Origin of the sequence: Corynebacterium nasorum, from assembly GCF_022347325.1 — a bacterium.
In the GTDB taxonomy this organism is placed as follows: domain Bacteria; phylum Actinomycetota; class Actinomycetes; order Mycobacteriales; family Mycobacteriaceae; genus Corynebacterium; species Corynebacterium kefirresidentii.
The window spans coordinates 70,781-91,494 of sequence record NZ_JAKRDU010000005.1 but is presented as its reverse complement, the minus strand read 5'-3'; the positions used below and the strand labels follow the sequence as shown (position 1 = coordinate 91,494).

General features: G+C 61.1%; 16 protein-coding genes. 9 read left to right on the top strand and 7 right to left on the bottom strand.

The annotated features are described in order from the left end of the window. The first annotated feature begins 74 nt into the window (after positions 1-74). A complete protein-coding gene (locus MHK05_RS06045) occupies positions 75-662 on the top strand; it encodes a hypothetical protein (RefSeq protein WP_034655526.1) in 588 nt (195 codons plus the stop codon). A 73-nt stretch (positions 663-735) separates the two neighbouring features. Then, positions 736-2,097, top strand: coding sequence for a DNA repair protein RadA (gene radA / locus MHK05_RS06040; RefSeq protein ID WP_239205489.1), 1,362 nt, complete (start codon positions 736-738; stop codon positions 2,095-2,097). A gap of 3 nt (positions 2,098-2,100) precedes the next feature. Here radA and MHK05_RS06035 read toward each other — a convergent pair whose 3' ends face one another. Continuing rightward, on the bottom strand, positions 2,101-2,793 hold the full coding sequence (locus MHK05_RS06035) for a hypothetical protein (RefSeq protein WP_239205487.1): 693 nt from the start codon (positions 2,791-2,793) through the stop codon (positions 2,101-2,103). 63 nt (positions 2,794-2,856) lie between these two features. Beyond that, entirely contained in the window at positions 2,857-3,471 is a 615-nt protein-coding gene (locus tag MHK05_RS06030) for a carbonic anhydrase (protein ID WP_239205485.1), read from the bottom strand. 35 nt (positions 3,472-3,506) lie between these two features. Here MHK05_RS06030 and MHK05_RS06025 point away from each other — a divergent pair, with 35 nt between their 5' ends. Then, the gene (locus MHK05_RS06025; RefSeq protein WP_239205483.1) at positions 3,507-4,367 is read left to right on the top strand and encodes an iron-sulfur binding domain-containing protein; all 861 of its coding nucleotides are present in this window, start codon (positions 3,507-3,509) and stop codon (positions 4,365-4,367) included. Positions 4,368-4,423: 56 nt separating this feature from the next. Here the strand turns inward: MHK05_RS06025 and MHK05_RS06020 are convergent, their stop codons facing one another. After that, positions 4,424-4,594: a DUF4236 domain-containing protein gene (locus tag MHK05_RS06020; protein WP_080970400.1), complete on the bottom strand. Its 171-nt coding sequence runs from the start codon at positions 4,592-4,594 to the stop codon at positions 4,424-4,426. Between the two features lie 142 nt (positions 4,595-4,736). On the opposite strand from MHK05_RS06020, the gene MHK05_RS06015 reads away from it, so the two are divergent. Continuing rightward, complete coding sequence (locus MHK05_RS06015) at positions 4,737-5,864, top strand: lipase family protein (RefSeq protein ID WP_232212554.1); 1,128 nt, start codon at positions 4,737-4,739, stop codon at positions 5,862-5,864. 82 nt (positions 5,865-5,946) lie between these two features. Here MHK05_RS06015 and MHK05_RS06010 read toward each other — a convergent pair whose 3' ends face one another. Beyond that, on the bottom strand, positions 5,947-8,703 hold the full coding sequence (locus MHK05_RS06010; RefSeq protein ID WP_239205481.1) for an ATP-dependent Clp protease ATP-binding subunit: 2,757 nt from the start codon (positions 8,701-8,703) through the stop codon (positions 5,947-5,949). A gap of 222 nt (positions 8,704-8,925) precedes the next feature. Between MHK05_RS06010 and MHK05_RS06005 the strand changes: the two genes are divergently transcribed. Further along, positions 8,926-10,155 carry a serine/threonine protein kinase gene (locus tag MHK05_RS06005; protein WP_200288640.1) on the top strand — a complete coding sequence of 410 codons (1,230 nt, stop codon included), beginning with the start codon at positions 8,926-8,928 and terminating at the stop codon, positions 10,153-10,155. A gap of 66 nt (positions 10,156-10,221) precedes the next feature. Here the strand turns inward: MHK05_RS06005 and MHK05_RS06000 are convergent, their stop codons facing one another. Further along, a complete protein-coding gene (locus MHK05_RS06000; RefSeq protein WP_239205479.1) occupies positions 10,222-11,643 on the bottom strand; it encodes an MDR family MFS transporter in 1,422 nt (473 codons plus the stop codon). A gap of 111 nt (positions 11,644-11,754) precedes the next feature. Between MHK05_RS06000 and MHK05_RS05995 the strand changes: the two genes are divergently transcribed. Genes MHK05_RS05995 through crtI form a run of 3 tightly spaced genes read left to right on the top strand, consistent with a single transcriptional unit; the run spans position 11,755 to position 15,632 of the window. Next, on the top strand, positions 11,755-13,191 hold the full coding sequence (locus MHK05_RS05995) for a GuaB1 family IMP dehydrogenase-related protein (protein WP_239205477.1): 1,437 nt from the start codon (positions 11,755-11,757) through the stop codon (positions 13,189-13,191). A gap of 25 nt (positions 13,192-13,216) precedes the next feature. After that, on the top strand, positions 13,217-14,092 hold the full coding sequence (locus MHK05_RS05990) for a phytoene/squalene synthase family protein (protein ID WP_239205475.1): 876 nt from the start codon (positions 13,217-13,219) through the stop codon (positions 14,090-14,092). A 10-nt stretch (positions 14,093-14,102) separates the two neighbouring features. Further along, the gene (crtI, locus tag MHK05_RS05985; RefSeq protein WP_239205473.1) at positions 14,103-15,632 is read left to right on the top strand and encodes a phytoene desaturase family protein; all 1,530 of its coding nucleotides are present in this window, start codon (positions 14,103-14,105) and stop codon (positions 15,630-15,632) included. A gap of 4 nt (positions 15,633-15,636) precedes the next feature. On the opposite strand, the gene MHK05_RS05980 is transcribed toward crtI, so the two are convergent. Together MHK05_RS05980 and lysS are read right to left on the bottom strand one after the other, a co-directional pair. Next, a complete protein-coding gene (locus MHK05_RS05980) occupies positions 15,637-16,455 on the bottom strand; it encodes a hypothetical protein (protein ID WP_239205471.1) in 819 nt (272 codons plus the stop codon). Positions 16,456-16,692: 237 nt separating this feature from the next. Continuing rightward, entirely contained in the window at positions 16,693-18,270 is a 1,578-nt protein-coding gene (gene lysS, locus MHK05_RS05975) for a lysine--tRNA ligase (protein ID WP_086588204.1), read from the bottom strand. 190 nt (positions 18,271-18,460) lie between these two features. On the opposite strand from lysS, the gene MHK05_RS05970 reads away from it, so the two are divergent. Beyond that, positions 18,461-20,563 (top strand): PhoX family protein, encoded by a 2,103-nt coding sequence (locus tag MHK05_RS05970; RefSeq protein ID WP_239205469.1) that lies wholly within the window; start codon positions 18,461-18,463, stop codon positions 20,561-20,563. Positions 20,564-20,714 lie beyond the last annotated feature (151 nt).

Genomic DNA, 20,714 nt, shown 5'->3' with positions numbered 1-20,714 from the left:
GACAACTGTGTACTTTATTGCGAAAGGGACTAGGCTAAAGCGTTGACAAGCCCTGTGATCGCAATTGATGGAGGATGCTCAACGTGCAGTCCCTGAAGTCCGCCGCCCGCCGCGGTGCCATTATTTCCGTTACCGCCGTCTCCGCTCTGGCGTTGGCTTCTTGCTCGGCGGGTCATGTCACCCAGACCGCTGAAAAAGTGGCTGCGGTCGATGGCGCTTCTGCAAGCACGGAAGATAATAAGGCTGCAGTTCGCGATGTCACCATCCTGGTAGAGCCGGACGGCACTGCTGCACTGAAGTTCAGCGCCATTAACCAGGGCTACGACACCGATGTCATTTCCTTGGAGTCCGTGAAGGTCGATGGCCAGCGCGTTGAGATGAAGCAGCCACAGCCGCTGCACCGCGATGAGTCCATCATCGCTGATTCTCAGAAGAACCTGGAAGCTAACCCCCAGCAGGATTCCGAAACCGTCCAGTACATCGCCACCAAGTTGAAGAATGATGACTACGGCTACGCCGGTGACCGCCCGGTTACCTTCGAGTTCTCCAATGGCTCCATCGACGTAAACGCCACCATCGCTGCCACCCAGATGCAGTCCGGCGAGTTCGACCGCGACGTCGAGTCCTCCGAGGGCTACACCTCCGAGGCTCCGAAGAACTAAGACACACTACTTTCCAGCCCCGCTCCCAGCCCGTTTCGGGCTGGGAGCGTCTGTGTGTTTTAGGCTAGAAGCCATGGCCAAGAAAACCCGCCCCATCCATACCTGTTCCGAATGCGGCTACGTCTCGCCCAAATGGCTCGGGCGATGCCCGGACTGCGGTGCGTGGGGCACGTTGGAGGAAAAGGCGCCCGTGGTGGCGGGGACGGGGGCGTCGGCAAGCAAGGGCGTAGCCCCGTCGAGTCCGGCACAGCCGATTACCAAGATTGGGGCGCAGGCAACAAAGACGGTGCGCACCGGTATCGGCGAGTTGGATCGCGTGCTGGGAAGCGGCATCGTGCCGGGCTCGGTGGTGCTTATGGCCGGCGAGCCCGGCGTGGGCAAATCCACGCTACTGCTGGAAGTAGCCTCGCGGTGGGCACAGCTCGGCCGCACCGTGCTCTACGCGACGGCCGAGGAATCCGCCGGCCAGGTCCGCTCCCGCGCCGAGCGCACCGGCGCCTTGCAGGAAACTTTGTATTTGGCGGCCGAGTCCAACTTGGATGGGGTCTTCGGGCACGTCGATAAGCTGCAGCCTAGCCTCATCATCGTCGATTCGGTACAGACCATGCATGCCGTAGGTGTGGAGGGTGTATCCGGTGGCGTGGCACAATCGCGCGCGGTAACGGCCGCGCTGACGTCATTGGCGAAATCCACGGGCATTCCGGTGCTACTGGTCGGCCACGTCACGAAGGACGGCAACGTGGCCGGGCCACGCGTGCTGGAGCACCTTGTCGACGTCGTCTTAAACTTCGAGGGCGACCGCCAATCCAGCCTGCGCATGCTGCGCGGCATCAAAAATCGCTTTGGTGCCACCGACGAGGTGGGCTGCTTCGAGCAGACCTCCGGCGGCATTCGGGAGGTAGCGGATCCCTCCGGGCTATTCCTCTCGCACCGCGGTTCTACGCCGGATGGCTCGGCCGTGACGGTCGCGATGGACGGGGTGCGGCCGATTCTGGCGGAGGTGCAGGCGCTGACGGTGGACCCGGTGGCGAAAAACCCGCGGCGGGTGGTTACCGGGCTAGATTCCAACCGCGTGCCGATGGTGCTCGCGGTGCTCCAGGCCCGCGCCGGCCAGCGCACCAATGATAAAGATGCCTACGTCGCCACGGTCGGCGGCATGCGCATTACGGAAACCGCGACGGATTTGGCGGTGGCGTTGGCGACGTGGTCCTCGTTGCACGAGCAACCGCTGCCGGCCAAGACGGTTGTCATTGGCGAGGTGGGCCTGGCCGGCGAGTTGCGTCCAGTGCCCAATGTGGAGCGGCGCTTAATGGAGGCCGCGCGGCTGGGTTATAAGAACGCGATTGTCCCACGCGGGGAAATCGAGCCAGTAGACGGCATTCGCGTCCACCAAGCTGGGACGCTAGGGCAGGCCATCGCTGCGGTGGCGGGCTAGCGCCTAGCGCAGCGTGAAGTCCTGCGGCGGGGAGGAGTTATCGCCGATGATGGTGTGGGCGAAGTAGGCGCCTGGTTCAGCCGTTGGGCGATTGGTGCATTCGCCCGGCTTGGAGGCTTGGCGGGACCATTCGGCCTCGAATTTTACGTCCTTGCCGGCCGGGAAGGTCTGCGAGCCGGTCTGCACGGAAGCATAGCAATCCGTATCGGACCACACGCGCTCGTTATCGGCCATCTTGTAGACCTCGAAGCGCAGCAGGTTCTTGTCTAGGTCGATCTTGCAGTCTGCGGCCGTGGGGTTGGTGACTGTCATGAAGAACTTCGGCAGTTCGCCCTCCGGCACGGAGTAGTTCAGCATGGAGGTGCGCACCTGGAGGTCTGCCAGGTCGCAGGTCTTCTTTGCTGCCTCGGAGCTCGCGGCCGCGGAGCTGGAGGGCTCGCTTTCGGCAGACTCGCTTTCCGACGCCCCCTCGGCCAACGTCTCCGCGGAGGTTGCGGAGGTTTCTGGGGCAGCAGAAGATGAGGTCTGCTCCGGCGTAGGCGCGGGTGCGGCGGTATCGGCCGGCTCATCGCTGCTGCCCCCGAAAGCAGCCACAGCCGCCCAGATCAGCACCACGACCAGCACGAGTACGATGATGAGCGCCGCTACTCGTCGGCGCTTGTAAATCTCTTCTGGTAGGGGCTTTTTCTGCGTCACGCTGTCAATTTTAAGCGGTGGGCACGGGCCGGTGCGCTAAGCCCGCGCCGCGTGTCAGGCAGGCTAGTCCACCCCGAAGGTCTGCAGGGTTTCCACGCTGGAATCTTCCAGCAGGTAGCGCGCGCCGATAACGCCCAGGGCACCCTCGTCGAGCAGACGGCGGACGTTGGGCACGCTGGCCACCAGCTGGGCGACGGTCTGGCGGGTGTGCTCCCGCTCGACGTCGTCAGTCGTGGCATTTGGGCCCGCCACCAGTGCGGAGGCGGCAACCTTCTCGATGATGGGGCGCTGCAGGCCGGTGGGCAGCTCGCCGCCGGACACGAAACCGGTAGCCGCGCCCACCGCGCCGCAAGATTGATGGCCGAGGACTACCAGCAGGTTGGGCTTGAGGGCGGCGAGGGCGTAGTCGAGGGAGGCTAGGACGGCGTCGTCAAGAATGTGGCCGGCAGTGCGGATGACAAAGGCATCGCCGAAGCCGATATTGAAGACGTGCTCGATAGGGGCGCGGGAGTCGGAACAGGAAATAACCACCACGCGAGGGTCCTGGCCGTGAGTTAGGCCCTCGCGGTTATAAATCTCGCGCACGTCGACGGTCTCGCCGTCCAATACACGCTGATTTCCCGCCTTGAGGGCCTCCCATACGGCCTGCGGTTCGTGGGCAACATTACGTAAAGGCATAGGCCACATTCTAATGCCCTAGACTATCTCCCACGATGGATTCGCAAGCTCTTCTTTCCTGGTTCGATGCCAATGAACGAGACCTGCCCTGGCGCCGGCCTGGCACGAGCGCGTGGGGTGTGCTGCTCAGTGAGGTCATGAGCCAGCAGACCCCAGTCGCCCGCGTGGCTCCGGTGTGGGAGGACTGGATGCGGCGCTGGCCCACCCCGGCAGATTTTGCCCAGGCCACTCGGGCGGAGGTGCTGCGCGCCTGGGGCAAGCTGGGCTACCCGCGCCGCGCGCTGCGCCTGTGGGAGTGCGCGGCGGCTATTGGCGAGGGCGAGGTACCGGCGGACGTCGATGAATTGCTGTGCCTGCCTGGCATTGGGGATTACACCGCGCGCGCTGTGGCCTGTTTTCACTTCGGGGTAAACGTACCGGTGGTCGATACCAATGTGCGGCGGGTGTATACCCGCGCAGAAGAGGGCCGGTTCCTTGCGCCGCAGCCATCGAAGCGGGAGCTGGCGGCCGTGGCAGAGCTTTTGCCGGCCGAGAATGGGCCGCGCTTTTCGGCCGCACTCATGGAGTTAGGCGCGCTGGTGTGCACGGCGAAGAATCCCGCCTGCGAGCAGTGCCCGCTGCGCGCGAGCTGTGCGTGGCAGCTCGCTGGCCGGCCGCAGCCCAGTGCAGAGGAGCAGGCACAGGCGAAAAAGCGCGTGCAGAAATTCGTCGGCACGGACCGACAGGTGCGCGGCAAGATTCTGGACGTGCTGCGCGCGGCGGAGCGGCCGGTACCACAGTCCGAGATTGACGTGGTCTGGCCCGATGCGGCACAGCGCTCCCGGGCGTTGGCTTCGCTGCTTGCCGACGGCCTCGCCGAGCAAAACGACGCTGGCCTGTTCCACCTCCCTATTTAGGAGGTTAATAATGGCCAGCTATAATCGCAGGTCGCGATCCAGGGCGTGTGAGCTGGTTAACGCCAGCGGCCGCGGAAATTGAATCCGCCCGGCAGGTTCACCCACATGCCGCCGCGGGAATTAAAGGTGACCGGCCCTACCTTGGTAGACATCGACGCGCCGGATCCAGAGACGTTGATCCAGCTATTCTTGCCGGTCTTTTTTCTTGAACGATACTGAAGTCCCATAAGCATTTATTTTAGCAATTCCACTTCCACCGTTCCTACTGCGCAGTAGGTTTTGGATATGGAAAAGATTTGTATGAGACTCCTCACAGTTTGTTCACTAATCCTCGGGTCGCTCTTTCTGCCGCCAGCTGCAAACGCGGCGGTGACTTCAGCTCACCCGGCGCCGCACCTGGCAGAATCGGCGGGCCAGGCGCAGGTGTTTACATATGACACCACCACCGATGCCGGCAAGCCGGTGCAAGCCTCGGCTACCTTGTACGAGCCCACTGCACCGTGGCGTGGCAAGGGCGAGCGCCCGACCATCGTCTTCGGACCAAGCACGCGTGGGCAGGGCGACCAATGCGCGCCGTCGCGCGCGGGCATGCAGCTGGGGTCGGTGGGCCTGAGCAAAGTGGGCTCTCCCACCATTAATGCCAGCTACGAGTACTCATTTTATATGATGGCCCTGCGCCACGGGGCACGCGTTATCGTTGCCGACCTTATTGGGTTGGGCATGCCAGGACACCACACGTATGTAAACCACATTGAAGAAGCACACGCGCTTCTCGACGCCGCCCGCTCCGGCCTAGAACTCGCGCACGCCCCGAAGGACGCCCCTATTGGCTTTGCGGGCTATTCGCAGGGCGGCGGCGCCTCGCTCTCCGCAGCCGAGTATGCCGAACGCTACGCTCCTGACCTCAACGTAGCCGGCACATACGCTGGCGCGCCGCCAACGGACCTGCCGGAGACTATGCGCAGCATTGACGGTTCAGCTATCGCCCACGTGCTGGGCTATGCCATTAATGGCTTTTCTGAGCGTAGCCCAGAATTCCGCGATGCAGTGTTGGCGGAACTCAACCCACGAGGCATTGACTTCTTACGTTCCGCGGCCACCAGCTGCACGGGCGATTCTGTTCTCATGTGGGGCTTTACAAATACCCGAATGCTTACCCGCACCGGGGAATCCTTGTCCGAGATTGTGGAACGCAAACCTGTCGTTAAGGAAACTTTAGAGCGCCAAAACCTGGGCAAAGCGGTGCCAAATGCACCGGTAATGATGGCTAGCTCACCTAGTGATGATTTAATCTCTCATGACCAGGTACGCAGGACTGCTGGAGCGTACTGCTCTATGGGCGGAACCATCGATTTCGTAGCCGCACCCGGTACCGCAACGATTCCACGCACTGGAATCGACCACGCCGTGCCCTTGTACCTAGAGATGCCGGTCGGGTTGCAGTATCTCTTTGACCGCTTTGAGGGCAAACCGGCACCCACTAACTGCACAGCATAAATAGATTCCTGGGCGCAAATAAAGCCGCCCAGTTCTCGCAGGGAAAGCGAGGGCTGGGCGGCTTTAAGGCGCTATAGCGCCACTACATCGGCTGGCCGGCGCCTGCTGGCGGCGGGTTATGGCCATCATCATCGGAGTCGGAACCGGAGCCGGACTCTAGGTCGGTTCCGGCGGCGGTGGAGCCGCCATCGCCCGGAACGTCCGGGGTGATGGTGTCGGGCTCGCCGGCATCGGTGGAGTCGGCGTCGTTTTCGCGCACCTCGGCGTCGTCAAGCTGCGGCTCCTCGGTGTCCTCCGGCAGAGGCTTCGGGCGTGGGCTGAAGGTGAACTTCGCGCCAGTGTTGTCCTTGGACTCGCCGTCCCAGCCCTCGACGTCGACGGTGATGATCTCACCGGCGCCGATTTCGCCGAAGAGGATCTTCTCGGAGAGCTGATCCTCAATCTCGCGCTGGATGGTGCGGCGCAGCGGACGAGCACCCAATACTGGGTCGAAGCCTCGCTTAGCCAGCAGGTCCTTGGCCTTCTGCGTGAGCTCGATGCCCATATCGCGCTCCTCCAGCTGCTTGGCCACGCGGCCGATGAGCAGCTCGACCATTTCCACAATCTGCTCCTGAGTGAGCTGGTGGAAAACAACGATGTCATCGATACGGTTCAAGAACTCCGGGCGGAAGTGCTTCTTCAGCTCGTCGTTGACCTTCTGCTTCATCCGATCGTACTGAGCATCCGCATCATTTTCGGAAGAGCCAGTAAAGCCCAAGCCCACCGGCTTCGAGATGTCCTGGGTACCCAAGTTCGACGTGAAGATGAGAACGGTGTTCTTGAAGTCAACAACGCGACCCTGGCCGTCGGTAAGCCGGCCATCCTCTAGCACCTGCAACAAGGTGTTGTAGATCTCCTTGTGAGCCTTCTCAATCTCATCAAAAAGCACGACGGAGAATGGCTTGCGGCGAACCTTCTCGGTCAGCTGGCCGCCCTCTTCGTAGCCAACGTATCCCGGAGGAGCACCGAAGAGACGAGAAGCGGTGAAGCGGTCGTGGAACTCACCCATATCGATCTGGATGAGGTCATCATCCGAACCGAAGAGGAAGTTAGCCAGCGACTTCGACAGCTCGGTCTTACCCACACCGGACGGGCCAGCGAAGATGAAGGAGCCGGATGGACGGCGCGGGTCCTTGAGGCCTGCACGGGTACGGCGGATGGCGCGGGAGACGGACTTGACCGCCTCGTCCTGGCCAATGATGCGCTTGTGCAGCTCTTCTTCCATGTTGAGCAGACGGTTGGATTCCTTCTCCGTCAGCTTCAGGACAGGGATGCCGGTCCAGTGCGCCAGCACCTCTGCGATCTGGTCCTCGCCAACCTCGGCGATTTCCTCGAGGTCACCGGAACGCCACTGCTTTTCCTTCTCAGCGCGCTCCTCGCCCAGCTTGCGCTCCTTATCGCGCAGGCCAGCTGCCTTTTCGAAGTCTTGGGCATCGATGGCCGCTTCCTTTTCTTTGCGGACCTCCGCGATGCGGTCATCGACCTCGCGTAGGCCCTTTGGCGCGGTCATGCGCTTGATGCGCATACGCGCACCAGCCTCATCGAGAAGGTCGACGGCCTTATCCGGCAAGAAGCGGTCATTGATGTAGCGATCCGAGAGGGAAGCTGCAGCGTGCAGCGCCTCATCGGTATAAGACACGCGGTGGTGAGCCTCGTACTTATCGCGCAGGCCCTTCAGAATCAAGAAGGTGTCATCCAGGGAAGGCTCGTCTACCTTAACCGGCTGGAAACGACGCTCGAGGGCGGCGTCCTTTTCGATGTGTTTGCGGTACTCATCCAAGGTGGTAGCACCGATGGTCTGCAGCTCGCCACGGGCCAGCTTTGGCTTGAGCAAGGAAGCTGCATCGATAGCACCTTCAGCAGCACCAGCACCGACCAAGGTGTGGATCTCATCGATAAACAAGATGATATCGCCGCGCTGGTTAATCTCCTTGAGGACCTTCTTCAGGCGTTCCTCGAAGTCACCGCGGTAACGAGAGCCGGCCACCAGGGAGCCTAGGTCAAGCGAGTAGAGCTGCTTGTCCTTGAGGGTTTCCGGGACCTTGCCGTTGACGATGTCGAGCGCCAAGCCCTCGACCACGGCGGTCTTACCAACGCCCGGCTCACCGATGAGGACCGGATTATTCTTTGTGCGACGAGAGAGCACTTGCATGATGCGCTCTACCTCGGACTCGCGGCCAACGACAGGATCAAGCTTGCCGTCCTTGGCAGCCTGGGTGAGGTTGCGGCCGAATTGATCAAGCACCAGGGAATTGGAACGCTCACCGGAACCACCGGAGCCGCCACGAGCGCCGGCGCCAGCACCTGCACCGACTGGACCGGAGCCTTGACCATTGGAGGAGCCGCCCTCCTGCTGTCCACCTTCGTAGCCGGACAGCAACTGGATAACCTGCTGGCGCACGCGTGGCAGGTCGGCGCCGAGCTTGGTCAGCACCTGCGCGGCGACGCCATCGCCCTCGCGAATGAGACCCAGCAGCAAGAACTCAGTACCGATGTACTTGTGTCCCATCTGCAGGCCCTCACGCAGGGAGAGCTCAAGAACCTTTTTGGCACGTGGAGTAAAGGGGATGTGGCCAGTATGCGGCTGGCTACCCTGGCCGATAATTTCCTCGACCTCACGGCGGACATCCTCCAGGGAAATACCCATGGATTCCAGTGCCTTGGCAGCGACGCCTTCGCCTTCATGGATAAGGCCGAGCAAGATGTGCTCGGTGCCGATGTAATTGTGGTTAAGCATGCGTGCTTCTTCCTGCGCCAAAACGATGACGCGGCGAGCACGATCGGTAAACCTCTCGAACATGATTCCCCTATACTTTCGCTTCTAATGTGTCACCCACTCTAACGCGGCAATCCGCCGATCATTTCCGGTTTTACTCCCAGATGCCCGCAATACCGCGATAATTCCCCATCTTCGCAGCTCACACGGGTGTACGCCGGTAGCGAACAGGGGCACGGGCATGTAATCTGGAATCGTTTTATTGTTCCCCGCCCCTCTTCCGCACTGTTTAAGGAAATCTCCACCGTGCCGCAACTTCCTGAGTTCTTCGCCACCCAACACAACCTGCACGAATTGGCAGTAGTGGATGAAGCTCCTTCCTCCACGCTCTTCGCCGTGGAAGACGGGGCCACGCATCAGCCGTTGAGCGTGGAGATTTTCGCCCCAGGAATCACCGGCATGGTGGAAAAGTCCACCGCGTTACATGGATTGCATCACCCGGCTATCGCACCGCTGGTAGGCACGGGCACTACCGCAGACGGGCAAGAGTTTATTGTACGCGAGGGGTTTGTCGGCACCCAGCTTTCGCAAATACCCAATAATCTCAGCCGCACGGACGCGGCGGAGATCTTTGGCCCCCTGGCCGGTGCGGTGGACTTTTTGATCTCTCGCAAGCAGGCAGACTTTGCGGTCCATGGGCTGAGGGAGGCCCGGGTGGGCGTCGACAAGCAACGGCAGATTTCGGTACTGGCCGCGGCCGGCCCGTCTCCCGAGGAGCACGGCGAAGCGGTAGAGGCATTCGAGCAACTCGTCGCGCGCAAGTGCCCGGACTATAAGGCCACCGGCACGGCGGATAGCGCCAAGGATGTGGTGGCGCATCTGCGCCCGCAGGGAGAGTTCGATACCGCACAGATCCCGCGCGTGCAAGCCCCCGAACCGCGCCCCCAGCAGCAATTCGCCCCGCCGCAGCCACAGCCACAGCCGCAGCCGCAGCAGCAGGCGATGGCCCAGCCCATGGGGCAGCAACCCATGGGGCAACAGCCCATGGCGCCAGCGCCGCAGAAGAAGGGCAAGGGCGGTCTCATTGCGTTGATTAGCGTGTTGGCGGTGGCCGCGATTGCCGCCGCGGCGGCGCTGTGGTTCTTCTTGTCCTACCCCAGCTGGAATGACAAAGAACAAAACCTGGCGGATGCGTACCCGAACCTGGTGAGCTCCCGTAGCGGCCAGGAGGGCTTCGATGGGGCAAAGTGTTCCTCGCGTGAGCCGGAGTCTGGCCAGGAGGCCAAGATTTCCTGCGTGGGCGATGGGTTTAGCTATATCGTGACCTACTACCCCAGCATAGAAGAGCGCGATGCCATGCTTCCCGACGCCGAGCCGGTGGAGCTTTCCAATGACCAGTGCACCATCCAAAGCTATGAGACCACCGCGGATGTTCCTACCTACGTCATGGCCGTTGAAGGCACCCAATCCGCGTTCCTCGTGTGGGGCGATAAGGCTGAAAACGAGCGGCTGAACCTGCCGCTGTGCGCCTCTTAAATCGCACTCTCAGAGTTTCCGGCCCGCCGCGCATAGCGTGTGCGGGCCTTATTCCTGTCCTAGTGGCTACTCCGTCGACGGAACGCGCTTGAGGAAGGGGGCCAGCACAATAACCACCAGCGAGAGCACGCCTGCAAAAAGGAATGCCCAGTGCGCACCGTAAGCTGTGGCAGCAGCATCATTCATGCCTTGTGCCAGGCCAGACTTGGTGCCACGGCTAAGGAACGTCATCAAAAAGGCAGTGCCGGCCGCGCCCGCCAGCTGCTGCAAAGTATTAAGGATGGCGGAGCCGTGCGAGTAGAGCTCATCCGGCAGGGAGGCCAGGGACGTCGTCATCAGTGGCGTCATCATGAGCGCAATGCCGAGGGCGAATAGGACGTGCATAGCAATGACCATCCACACAGCGCTGTCCTCAGTGAACAGGGTCATCAGCCACGTGCCCGCGGCAAGGAGAAGGGCACCGGGAATCATCAGCGGACGGGGCCCGTGGACATCATAGAGGCGGCCTACCATCGGGGAGATGCCGCCTTGCAGCAAGCCGCCGGGCATGACGACGAGCCCGGTGACCAGGGAACTTACCGCCAAAGAGGTCTGCAGGTAGATGGGCAGGACATTGACCACGCCAAGCAATAGCCCGAACATCAAAAGCATGCCGAGTACCGCCACGGTGAAGTTCGGAACCTTAAATGGTCGCATATCCAGCAGGGCGCGATTGTCTTTAGCCAGGCGCACTTGCCGGAGGGTAAAAAGCGCCAAGGCCACAAGTCCTATGGCGAGGACGAGGATGTCTATGAGGCCTTCGCCCTCCAGAATATTTTCTAGGGACGATACGGCATATACCAACCCGCCAAAGGCAAGGACGGACAAAATAACTGAGGGGAAATCCAGCGGGGTATCGCGTTTATCGCCCACGTTGACTAGGCGGAGGTAGCCGGCGACGCCGATGAGGCCGAGCAGCGGAACCATGGTCCAGAAGATGACGTGCCAGGTGAACATGCTAAGAACCAGACCACCCACCGTAGGTCCGAGCGCCGGGGCCACGGAAATGACCACGGAGATAATGCCCATGACGCTGCCGCGACGCTGTGGCGGGACGAGGGTCATCGCCACCGTCATCAAGGTGGGGATCATCAACGCAGTACCCGCCGCTTGGAAAACGCGCCCCACCAGCAAGATGCCGAAGGCTGGGGCGAGTGCCGCAAAGACTGTACCGGCAAGGAATACACCCGCGGAGGCGAGAAAGATCTGGCGGGTGGTGAATTTATCCATGAGAAAGCCGGTGGTCGGGATGACCACGCCCATGGTGAGCAGGAAACCGGTAAGCAACCACTGGGCGGAGGTAGCCGGGATGTCAAAGTCCGCCATGATGGCAGGCAATGCCACCGAAAGGGCGGTCTCGTTCAGGATCATCACCATCGCACCAAGAACGAGGATGGTGAGGTTGATTTTTACCTCTGCGGAAATGTGCGGATCTGGTTTCTGAGACACCCAGATAGGATACTGAGGCCGCCGATATGGGGAAAGTCGGGGAGTATAATTTTAGTGTCTTCCTCCGCGCGGTCAGACCGCGCCACCCGAATATATAGAGAGGCCATCCCAGTGCGTTTTCTCCAGGATTCCCGCCCGCCGTACGAATTGACCTATTCCGATGTGTTCATGGTGCCCAGCCACTCCGAGGTGGGCTCGCGCCAGTCGGTGGATCTCACCACTGAGGACGGCACTGGCAATACCATCCCGCTCATCGTGGCCAATATGACCGCCGTGGCCGGTCGCCGCATGGCCGAGACCATCGCGCGCCGCGGCGGGCTCACTATCCTGCCACAGGACCTATCCCTGGATGCGGCCGCAGAGACCATCGCCTCCGTGAAAGCGGCTGACTTGGTCTATGACACCCCCATTATCGTGAAGCCGCACCATACCGTGGGCTATACCAGCAACCTTTTGCACAAGCGCGCTCATGGCGCGGCCATCGTGGTCGACGGGGACATGCCCATCGGCATTATCACACCGAAGGATCTGCGCGGGCAGGATAATTTCACCGCCGTCGGCCAATTGATGACCACGGATCTGGTGACGCTGCCGGTGGGCATTGACCCACAGGAGGCCTTCACCAAGCTGCGCAAAACCTCGCGGAAGTTGGCACCGGTGGTCAACCCGGATGGCACCCTGGCCGGAATCCTCACCAGGAAGGGGGCGGTGAGGGCGAAGATGTATAAGCCGGGCGTCGACAAGCAGGGCCGGTTACACATTGGTGCGGCCGTAGGCATCAACGGCGATGTGGAAGGCCGCGCCCGTGCGCTGGCGGAAGCCGGTGCTGACGTTCTAGTCATTGATACCGCGCACGGCCACCAAGCCAGCATGCTCAGCGCGCTGCGCAAGGTAAAGGCGCTGAATCTAGGGCTTCCCATTGCTGCCGGTAATATCGTCACAGCGGAGGGCGTGCGCGAACTGGCGGCCGCCGGCGCGGACATCATCAAGGTCGGCGTGGGCCCGGGCGCGATGTGCACCACCCGTATGCAAACGGGTGTGGGCCGCCCGCAATTCTCGGCCGTCCTGGAGTGCGCTGCGGCAGCCCGCGAGGTTGGCGCCCACGTCTGGGCCGATGGCGGCGTGCGCGACCCGCGCGATGTCGCCCTCGCCTTGGCCGCCGGTGCCTCCAATGTCATGATCGGCTCCTGGTTCGCCGGGACCTTTGAATCCCCAGGTGACCTGCACAAGGACGCCGATGGCGCCTTCTACAAGGAATCCTTTGGTATGGCTTCGCGCCGGGCAGTGCGCGGCCGCAACTCCGATACGGAGGCCTTCGAGCGCGCCCGCCGCGAGATGTTTGAAGAGGGGATTTCTACCTCTCGTATCTACCTCGACCCCGAGCACGGCGGCGTGGAGCATCTAGTGGACCGAATCATTTCTGGCGTCCGTTCCTCGTGCACTTACGCCGGCGCCAATTCCTTGGCTAGCTTCCACGAACGCGCCACTGTGGGCGTGCAGTCCGCCGCCGGGTTCGCGGAGGGGCAGCCGCGCGCCACGAACCGTTAATAGGCTGCATGCTACGTTGACAGATATGCTAACTCGCTATGACCAAGCGGCCTCCCGCGCGGCCGCACAGGTTATGGGGCGCTACTCCACCAGCTTCTCGCTGGCCACGCGGCTCTTGCGCGGGCGGGTGCGCGCCGATATCCGCCACTTATACGCGGTGGTGCGCATTGCCGATGAGCTTGTCGACGGCGCCGCTGCCCAAGCCCACACCGACCCCGCCGCCGCATTGGATGCCTACGAGAAAACCATCCTGGCCGCACCGCAGCAGCGACTGCACACGGATCTCGTGGTCCACGCTTATGCCTTGACCGCGCGTCGCTGTGGCTTCCCCCGCGAGTACCTTGCTGCCTTCTTTCACTCCATGCGCGCGGATCTTAAACAACGCGAGTATTCTTCGGCCGAGCTGCAAGACTATATCTACGGCTCGGCGGAAGTCATTGGGCTTTTGTGCCTACAGATTTTCCTAGCCGAGGAAAGCGTTTCACCCGCCGACCGCACTGCCATGGAACGCGGCGCCCGCGCGCTAGGTTCGGCATTCCAGAAGATAAACTTCCTGCGTGATTTGGGCGAGGATAGCTCTACTTTGGGGCGCACCTATTTTCAGCAGGCCCCATCCGGCCGGATTGATGAGGCCACCAAGTCCGCGCTCATCGCAGAGATCCGCCAGGAGCTTGCTACCGCCGCGCTCACCATCGACTTGCTACCTGCCTCCGCACGGGTTGGTGTGAGCGCGGCGGCGGATATCTTTGCCGAGCTGACCAATCGCCTCGCCGCAACCCCTGCTACGGACCTCGCCACCACGCGCGTATCCGTGCCCAACCACACCAAGGCTTGGTTAGCGGCCCGCGCAGTGCGCCGCCGCGGCCACAGCAAGCACGCCCCACACCCAGCCGAAGATTAAGGAGAACGTCATGCACGCCGTCGTCATCGGAGCCGGCATCGCTGGACTCGCCACCGCCGCCTTGCTCGGCCGCGAAGGATACGAGGTCACCGTGGTGGACTCGCTGGATGAGGTGGGAGGCCGCGCCGGCAGCTTTGCAGAAGACGGCTTTCGCTGGGATACGGGCCCGTCCTGGTATCTCATGCCCGAGGCTTTCGATCATTTCTTTGCGCTGTGCGGCACCTCTACCGAGGCGGAGCTAGATCTGGTGGACCTCTCCCCCGCCTACCGTGTTTTTCATGGGGATGCGCCCGTAGACGTGCACTCCGGCATCGAGGAAGTCACCGCGCTGTTCGAGTCCTTGGAACCCGGCGCGGGAGACAAGGTCCGGCAGTACTTGGCGCAGGCCAGCGATACCTATGACATGGCACTCGAGCACTTCCTCTACACCACCTTCTCCGCGCCGCTCAATTTGGTGCACCGCGATATTCGCGCTCGGCTTTCTCGCCTCGTGGCTCTGCTTTCGGCAAACCTGCAGCAGCACGTGGGCCGTAGCTTTGCTGATGCCCGCCTGCGCCAGATTCTGAGTTATCCGGCGGTCTTTTTATCCTCCGAGCCGGCCGCCGCCCCGGCCCTGTATTCCCTGATGAGCCACACCGACCTGGTGGAGGGGGTGCGCTACCCACAAGGTGGTTTCGCCGCCGTGGTCCAGGCCGTCTACCGACAAGCGAAGAAGTTTGGCGCCACCTTCCGTTTGGGCGAGGAGGTTACCTCCATCAAGGTATCTAATCGGCAGGTAACGGGCGTGCGCACGAACAAGGGCGCCATCCACGCCGATATCGTGGTCTCCGCAGCGGACTTGCACCACACCGAGACCCAGCTTTTGCCGCCGCAGCTGCGCACCTACCCGGAGCGTTACTGGGGCCGGCGCAATCCGGGCCTGGGTACCGTGCTCATCTTGGCCGGGGTGAAGGGCAAGCTGCCCGAGCTGGCACACCATACGTTGCTCTTTAGCAAGGACTGGGATCCGGATTTCCGCGCCGTCTATTCCGGCCCAGAGCCCTCCCGGCCGTTGGGGGCCTCCGAGTCCATCTACGTGTCCAAGACCTCCGCCACCGACCCAAGTGTCGCCCCCGAGGGCCACGAAAATCTCTTCATTCTGGTGCCGGTGCCGGCCGCGGAGGCGCCCGGGTTTGGCAATGCCTATCACGCTGAGGAGTCCGAGCGCGTTGCTGCGATTGCCGACGCCGCCCTCAACCGCATCGCGGCCACGGCCGGGGTGCCGGATTTGGTAGACAGGGTCGTCGTCAAGCGCACGCTCGGCCCCGCCGATTTTGCCGAGCGCTACCATGCCTGGTCGGCCGGCTCCATCGGACCGGCGCACACGCTACGGCAGTCGGCGTTTTTGCGCGGACGCAATGCCTCACGCAAAGTAAACGGCCTCTACTATGCGGGGGCTACCACCGTGCCAGGCGTCGGTGTGCCAATGTGCCTGATTTCGGCCGAGAACATCATTAAGCGCCTGCGGGGCGATAAATCCACCGGCCCACTCGTGCGCTAAAAACTTAGATATCCAGGAGAACTACTCGCCCGCTGCCACTCGAATCCACGCATTTGGGCAAGCGGTTTTCCGGCTTTGCGTCATCTAAGAACTTTGGCGCGGATACATCGCACGCCCAACCTTCGAGCCTGAGGAAGCCGCGGGTATTTACTTCCTCCGGCTTAAAGTCGTGGTTCACGTAGCTATCTACGACCTGCATAGCTTTGGTGCAGTTCGTGCCATCGACTTGCACGTAGACGTTCTTTCGTCCCCATTTTGTATCCATCTGCCCACAGATAGTGCCCATTTTGGCGTTGCCATTGGAATCGGGCTTAGGTGGGAAGGTATCGGAGTAGTACTGACCGTTGTCTTTTACGGTGAAATGATGTCCCTTCGCTGTGACCGTGAACTCATCCGAGTTTGGTGCCTCGAAGGTAACGCCTTCAATTTCTACCTTCTCCCCTGCCTTGAGCTGTTTCGACGGAGTCATATCACCTGGATCCACCGCGCCAGATGGGAAGAATCCCTCCCTCTTTTTGAAGCTGACCATATTAGCCTCCCACTGCGGCTGGTTTGGGTCTGGCATTAGGGGTGGATCTGCGAACTGCACGGTGCACCACGGGCCTGCGGAGAGCTCTTTAAAGGAGCACGAAACTTTTCCATCGGGACTTTTAACTCCCCACGCCTTCGACTGCGCGTATTCGGGGCCCTTCGCCAAAAAGTCCTCGGCCGAACGCATGGTCAGCCCCGAGGAATCCACCTTCTTTTCTGATTCGGTAGTTTCTTCCGCTGTGCTCTCTGGGGAGGAAGCTTCCGCCGAGCTAGTTGCGGTGCTTTCGGTCATCCGTGGACGGAATTGGGGCGCTTCCTCGTTACTGTCAGCAGAGGAACATGACGCAAGCCCAACGGCCAATACAGGTAGGGCAAGGATAGGGAGAATTCTTTTCATGCCTCGCATTTTTCCATGCGGTGAGAAACTGCGCTGGTCTTTTGCAGCAGGGGTGCAGGAACGAACATGAGCAGGAAATAGCAAAGCCGTCAGCCCGCGCGGGCTGACGGCCAAGCGATAGGACGCTAGGTGCTACTTCTGCTCGGGTTTGACCAGCGGGAAGAGCACGGTTTCGCGGATGCCCAGGCCAGTCAAGGCCATGAGTAGACGGTCCATGCCCATGCCCGTACCGGCTGTAGGCGGCATGCCCTGCTCCATAGCCGCGAGGAAGTCCTCATCCAGCACCATGGCCTCATCATCGCCACCGGCGGCCAGGCGGGCCTGATCCTCAAAGCGCTCGCGCTGGATAACCGGGTCCACGAGCTCGGAGTAGCCGGTTGCCAGCTCGAAACCGCGCACGTAGAGGTCCCACTTTTCGGTCACGCCCGGCTCGGAACGGTGCTGGCGGGTCAACGGGGAGGTCTCAACCGGGAAATTCTTGACAAAGATAGGGCCTTCGAGCTGGTCCTCGCACAGGACCTCCCAGATTTCCTCGACCAACTTGCCGTGGCCCCAGCCGCCGTCCTTAGGGACGTCGAGACCAATGACGTCTGCAATGCCCTTGAGCGTCTCGACGTCAGTATCGATGGTGACCTCCGGCTGGCCCGGGAACTTACGCTGCAGGGCCTCATTCAGGGAGGGGTACATCTCGATTTCCGGCCATTCTTCGCCACCGAAATCGAACTCGGTGCCATCGGCAAGGGTGACGGTGGTCGAGCCGAAGACATCGCGGGCAACAGCCTGGATGGACTCACGCGTCATGCGGGCACAATCGTTGTAATCGCCCCACGCAGCGTAGGTCTCCAGCATAGCGAACTCTGGCGAGTGGGAGCGGTCAACGCCCTCATTGCGGAAGTTGCGGTTGATTTCAAAGACGCGGTCAATGCCGCCCACGACCGCGCGCTTCAAGTACAACTCTGGAGCGATGCGCAGGTAGAGATCAATATCCAGCGCATTGGAGTGGGTGATAAACGGGCGAGCGGCTGCGCCACCGTGCAGGGTCTGCAGCATCGGGGTCTCGATTTCTACAAAGTCCTGGCTTTCCAGGTAATTGCGCAGCGCGCGCATAACCTTGACGCGAATCATGGCGTTCTTGCGGGCATCTTCGCGGATAATGAGGTCGTTATAGCGCTGGCGCACGCGGGTATCTTCAGCCATATCAGCGAAGGACACCGGCAACGGACGCAAGGACTTAGCGGCCATGGTCCATTCGGAGACCATGATGGACAGCTCGCCGCGGCGCGAAGAAATCACGCGGCCGCGCACGGAGATGAAATCGCCCAAGTCGACGTCGGACTTCCAGGCGTCGAGGCGCTCCTTGCCTACCTCGGCCAAAGAAAGCATGGCCTGCACCTGGGTGCCATCGCCATCTTGCAAGGTGGCGAAGCACAGCTTGCCGGTATTGCGCATAAAGATAAGGCGACCAGCAATTGCGTGGGTGACCTCGGTTTCCTCACCAGGGGCCAGGTAGGTTACGCCCTCTTCGTTGCCAGGCTCTTCGCCTTCAGCCACGACGCGGAAATCATGGCGCAAATCCTTTAAAGAGATGGTGCGCTCAACGGTTACCGGGTAGGCCTCTACGCCGGATTCCAGCAGGCGATCGCGCTTTTCGCGGCGGATGCGCAGCTGCTCAGGGACATCGTTTACTTCATTATTCTTCTGCTCGCTCACGTTAGCCAAGGGTAGTCGATCCCCACCGCAGCACGCGATTTAGCCCACGCCACCCTCTCCCGGGAAAGGATTTACGCATAATTCACTTCACTGTCACCTCGGGGTCAACACACAGTTACGAAGATGACCTTTTATATATGACTGTCCCCATATGTAATCAATATTTTTCGACATTTTTGGAGCACTACCCATGGCGCTTAAGGGCCGCAATCTTCTCTCTAGTCTCTTCACATCCTCTCGTTCCAGCCTGACTTGCACCTACAAGTGCGGTAATGCCTGCTTTGGAGAGTGCGAGAACAAGTCCGATAACCCGTACTTCGGTGACCAGTTCTCCCGTCGTACCGCCCTGCGCGCGGGCAGCCTGTCCGTCGTAACCGTCGGCGGCGGCGCCGCGCTGGCTGCCTGCTCTAGCCCAGACGATGCTTCTACTGAGGCGTCTTCTTCCGAGGGCAAGGGCGGCAAGACCTCTGAGGCGAACGTCGAGCTAACCTCCGCAGAGGGCATGAAGTTTGGCCCAGTACAGCCGAATGAAAAGGACGAAGTAGTCATCCCGGATGGCTACGAGCAGTCCGTGCTCATCGCGTGGGGCGATCCGCTGTTTAAGGACGCGCCGGAATTCGATGACAAGAATCAGACCGCCGAGGCAGCAGAGAAGCAGTTCGGATTCAACAATGACTTCGCCGGCCTCATCGAGCACCCGGACGATGACAACCGCCTTATCTACGTTTGCTCCCACGAGTACACCACCGAGCCGCAGATGTTCCCCAACTACGATGCGGACAACCCCACCGAAGAGCAGGCCAAGATTGGCTGGGCTGGCCACGGCCACTCCATCGTGGAAGTATCCAAGGTAGGAAACACCGGTGAGCTCAAGCGCGAGTTTGGCCCGCTCAACCGCCGCATTACCGCCACCACCGAATTCACCTTGGTCGGCCCGGCTGCCGGTTCCGATTTTGTAAAGACCTCCGCCGATAAGACGGGCAAGAAGGTCAAGGGCACTCTGAGTAACTGCTCCGGTGGCATCACCCCGTGGAACACCATGCTCTCCGGCGAAGAGAACTTTGACCAGTACTTCGCTCACGCCAAGCTGGATGACAAGAAGGCGCAGGAGTCCCTAGAGCGCTTCGGCATGGAAGATGGCGAGTCCCAGCGCAAGTGGGAGCGCTTTGATAAGCGTTTCGACGTCTCCAAGGAGCCGAACGAGCCGAACCGCTTCGGCTGGATCGTCGAGATTAACCCACTAGATCCTAAGTCCACCCCGGTCAAGCACACCGCTCTGGGCCGATTCAAGCACGAGGCCGCCAACATCCACATCGCCTCCGATGGCACCGTGGTGTGCTACGCCGGCGATGACTCCCGCTTCGAGTACATCTACAAGTTCATCTCCACCAAGAAGTACAAAGAGGGCGACATCGAGCACAACCTCACCATCTTGGACCACGGCACCTTGTACGTAGCCAAGGTAGAGGGCAACTCCCCAGCCGACGAGATTGACGGCTCCGGCGTACTGCCCGAAGACGGTGCCTTCGACGGCGAGGGCAAGTGGATTAAGCTGCTGACCTCCGATACGGAAAACAATAAGTTCGAGTCCCACGTCGACGGCATGTCTGCAGAAGAGGTTGCGGTCTACACCCGTGAGGCCGCCGATAAGGTGGGCGCGACCAAGATGGACCGCCCTGAGGATATGCAGGTCCACCCAGACTCGGAGAAGGTCTACGTTGCCCTGACCAACAATAAGTACCGTGGCGCTACCGGCGAGAACGCCAAGAAGAACAAGGAAGAGCCTATGGAATGGGCTCCTATCAAGGAGAACAAGAACGGCCTGGTCATGGAGATTGAAGATGACCACGCTGGCGAGAAGTTCACCTGGAACCTCTTCTTGGTCTGTGGCGATCCGAAGGAGGCTAATACCTACTTCGGTGGTTTTGACAAGGAGAAGGTCTCCCCGATTTCCTGCCCGGATAACCTGGCCTTCGATAGCCACGGCAATCTGTGGATCTCCACCGACGGTAACGCGTTGGAGTCCAACGATGGCCTCTACGCGGTGACCACCGAGGGCGATACCCGTGGTGAGCTGAAGTGCTTCCTTACCGTTCCGGCAGGTGCCGAGACCTGTGGCCCCATCGTCACCGATGAGCGCGTGATGGTCAACGTCCAGCACCCAGGTGAAACCGATGATGCCACCTTTGAAAAGCAGACCTCTCACTGGCCTGACGGTGGCAAGTCCACCCCACGCCCGGCAGTGGTTGTGGTGTGGAAGAAGGACGGCAATATCGGCGTCGATAAGAAGTAACCACCACCTGGTTTAAGTACCCACCGCGCGGCCCTTGTTCCTGCTCGAGCAAGGGCCGCGCTTTCGTCTATCCACGGCGACTGAACCAAAAGTCTCCGGGTACCCTTCAAATATAAATCCACCCATCGGTCTCCCCCACAGGCAAACACAT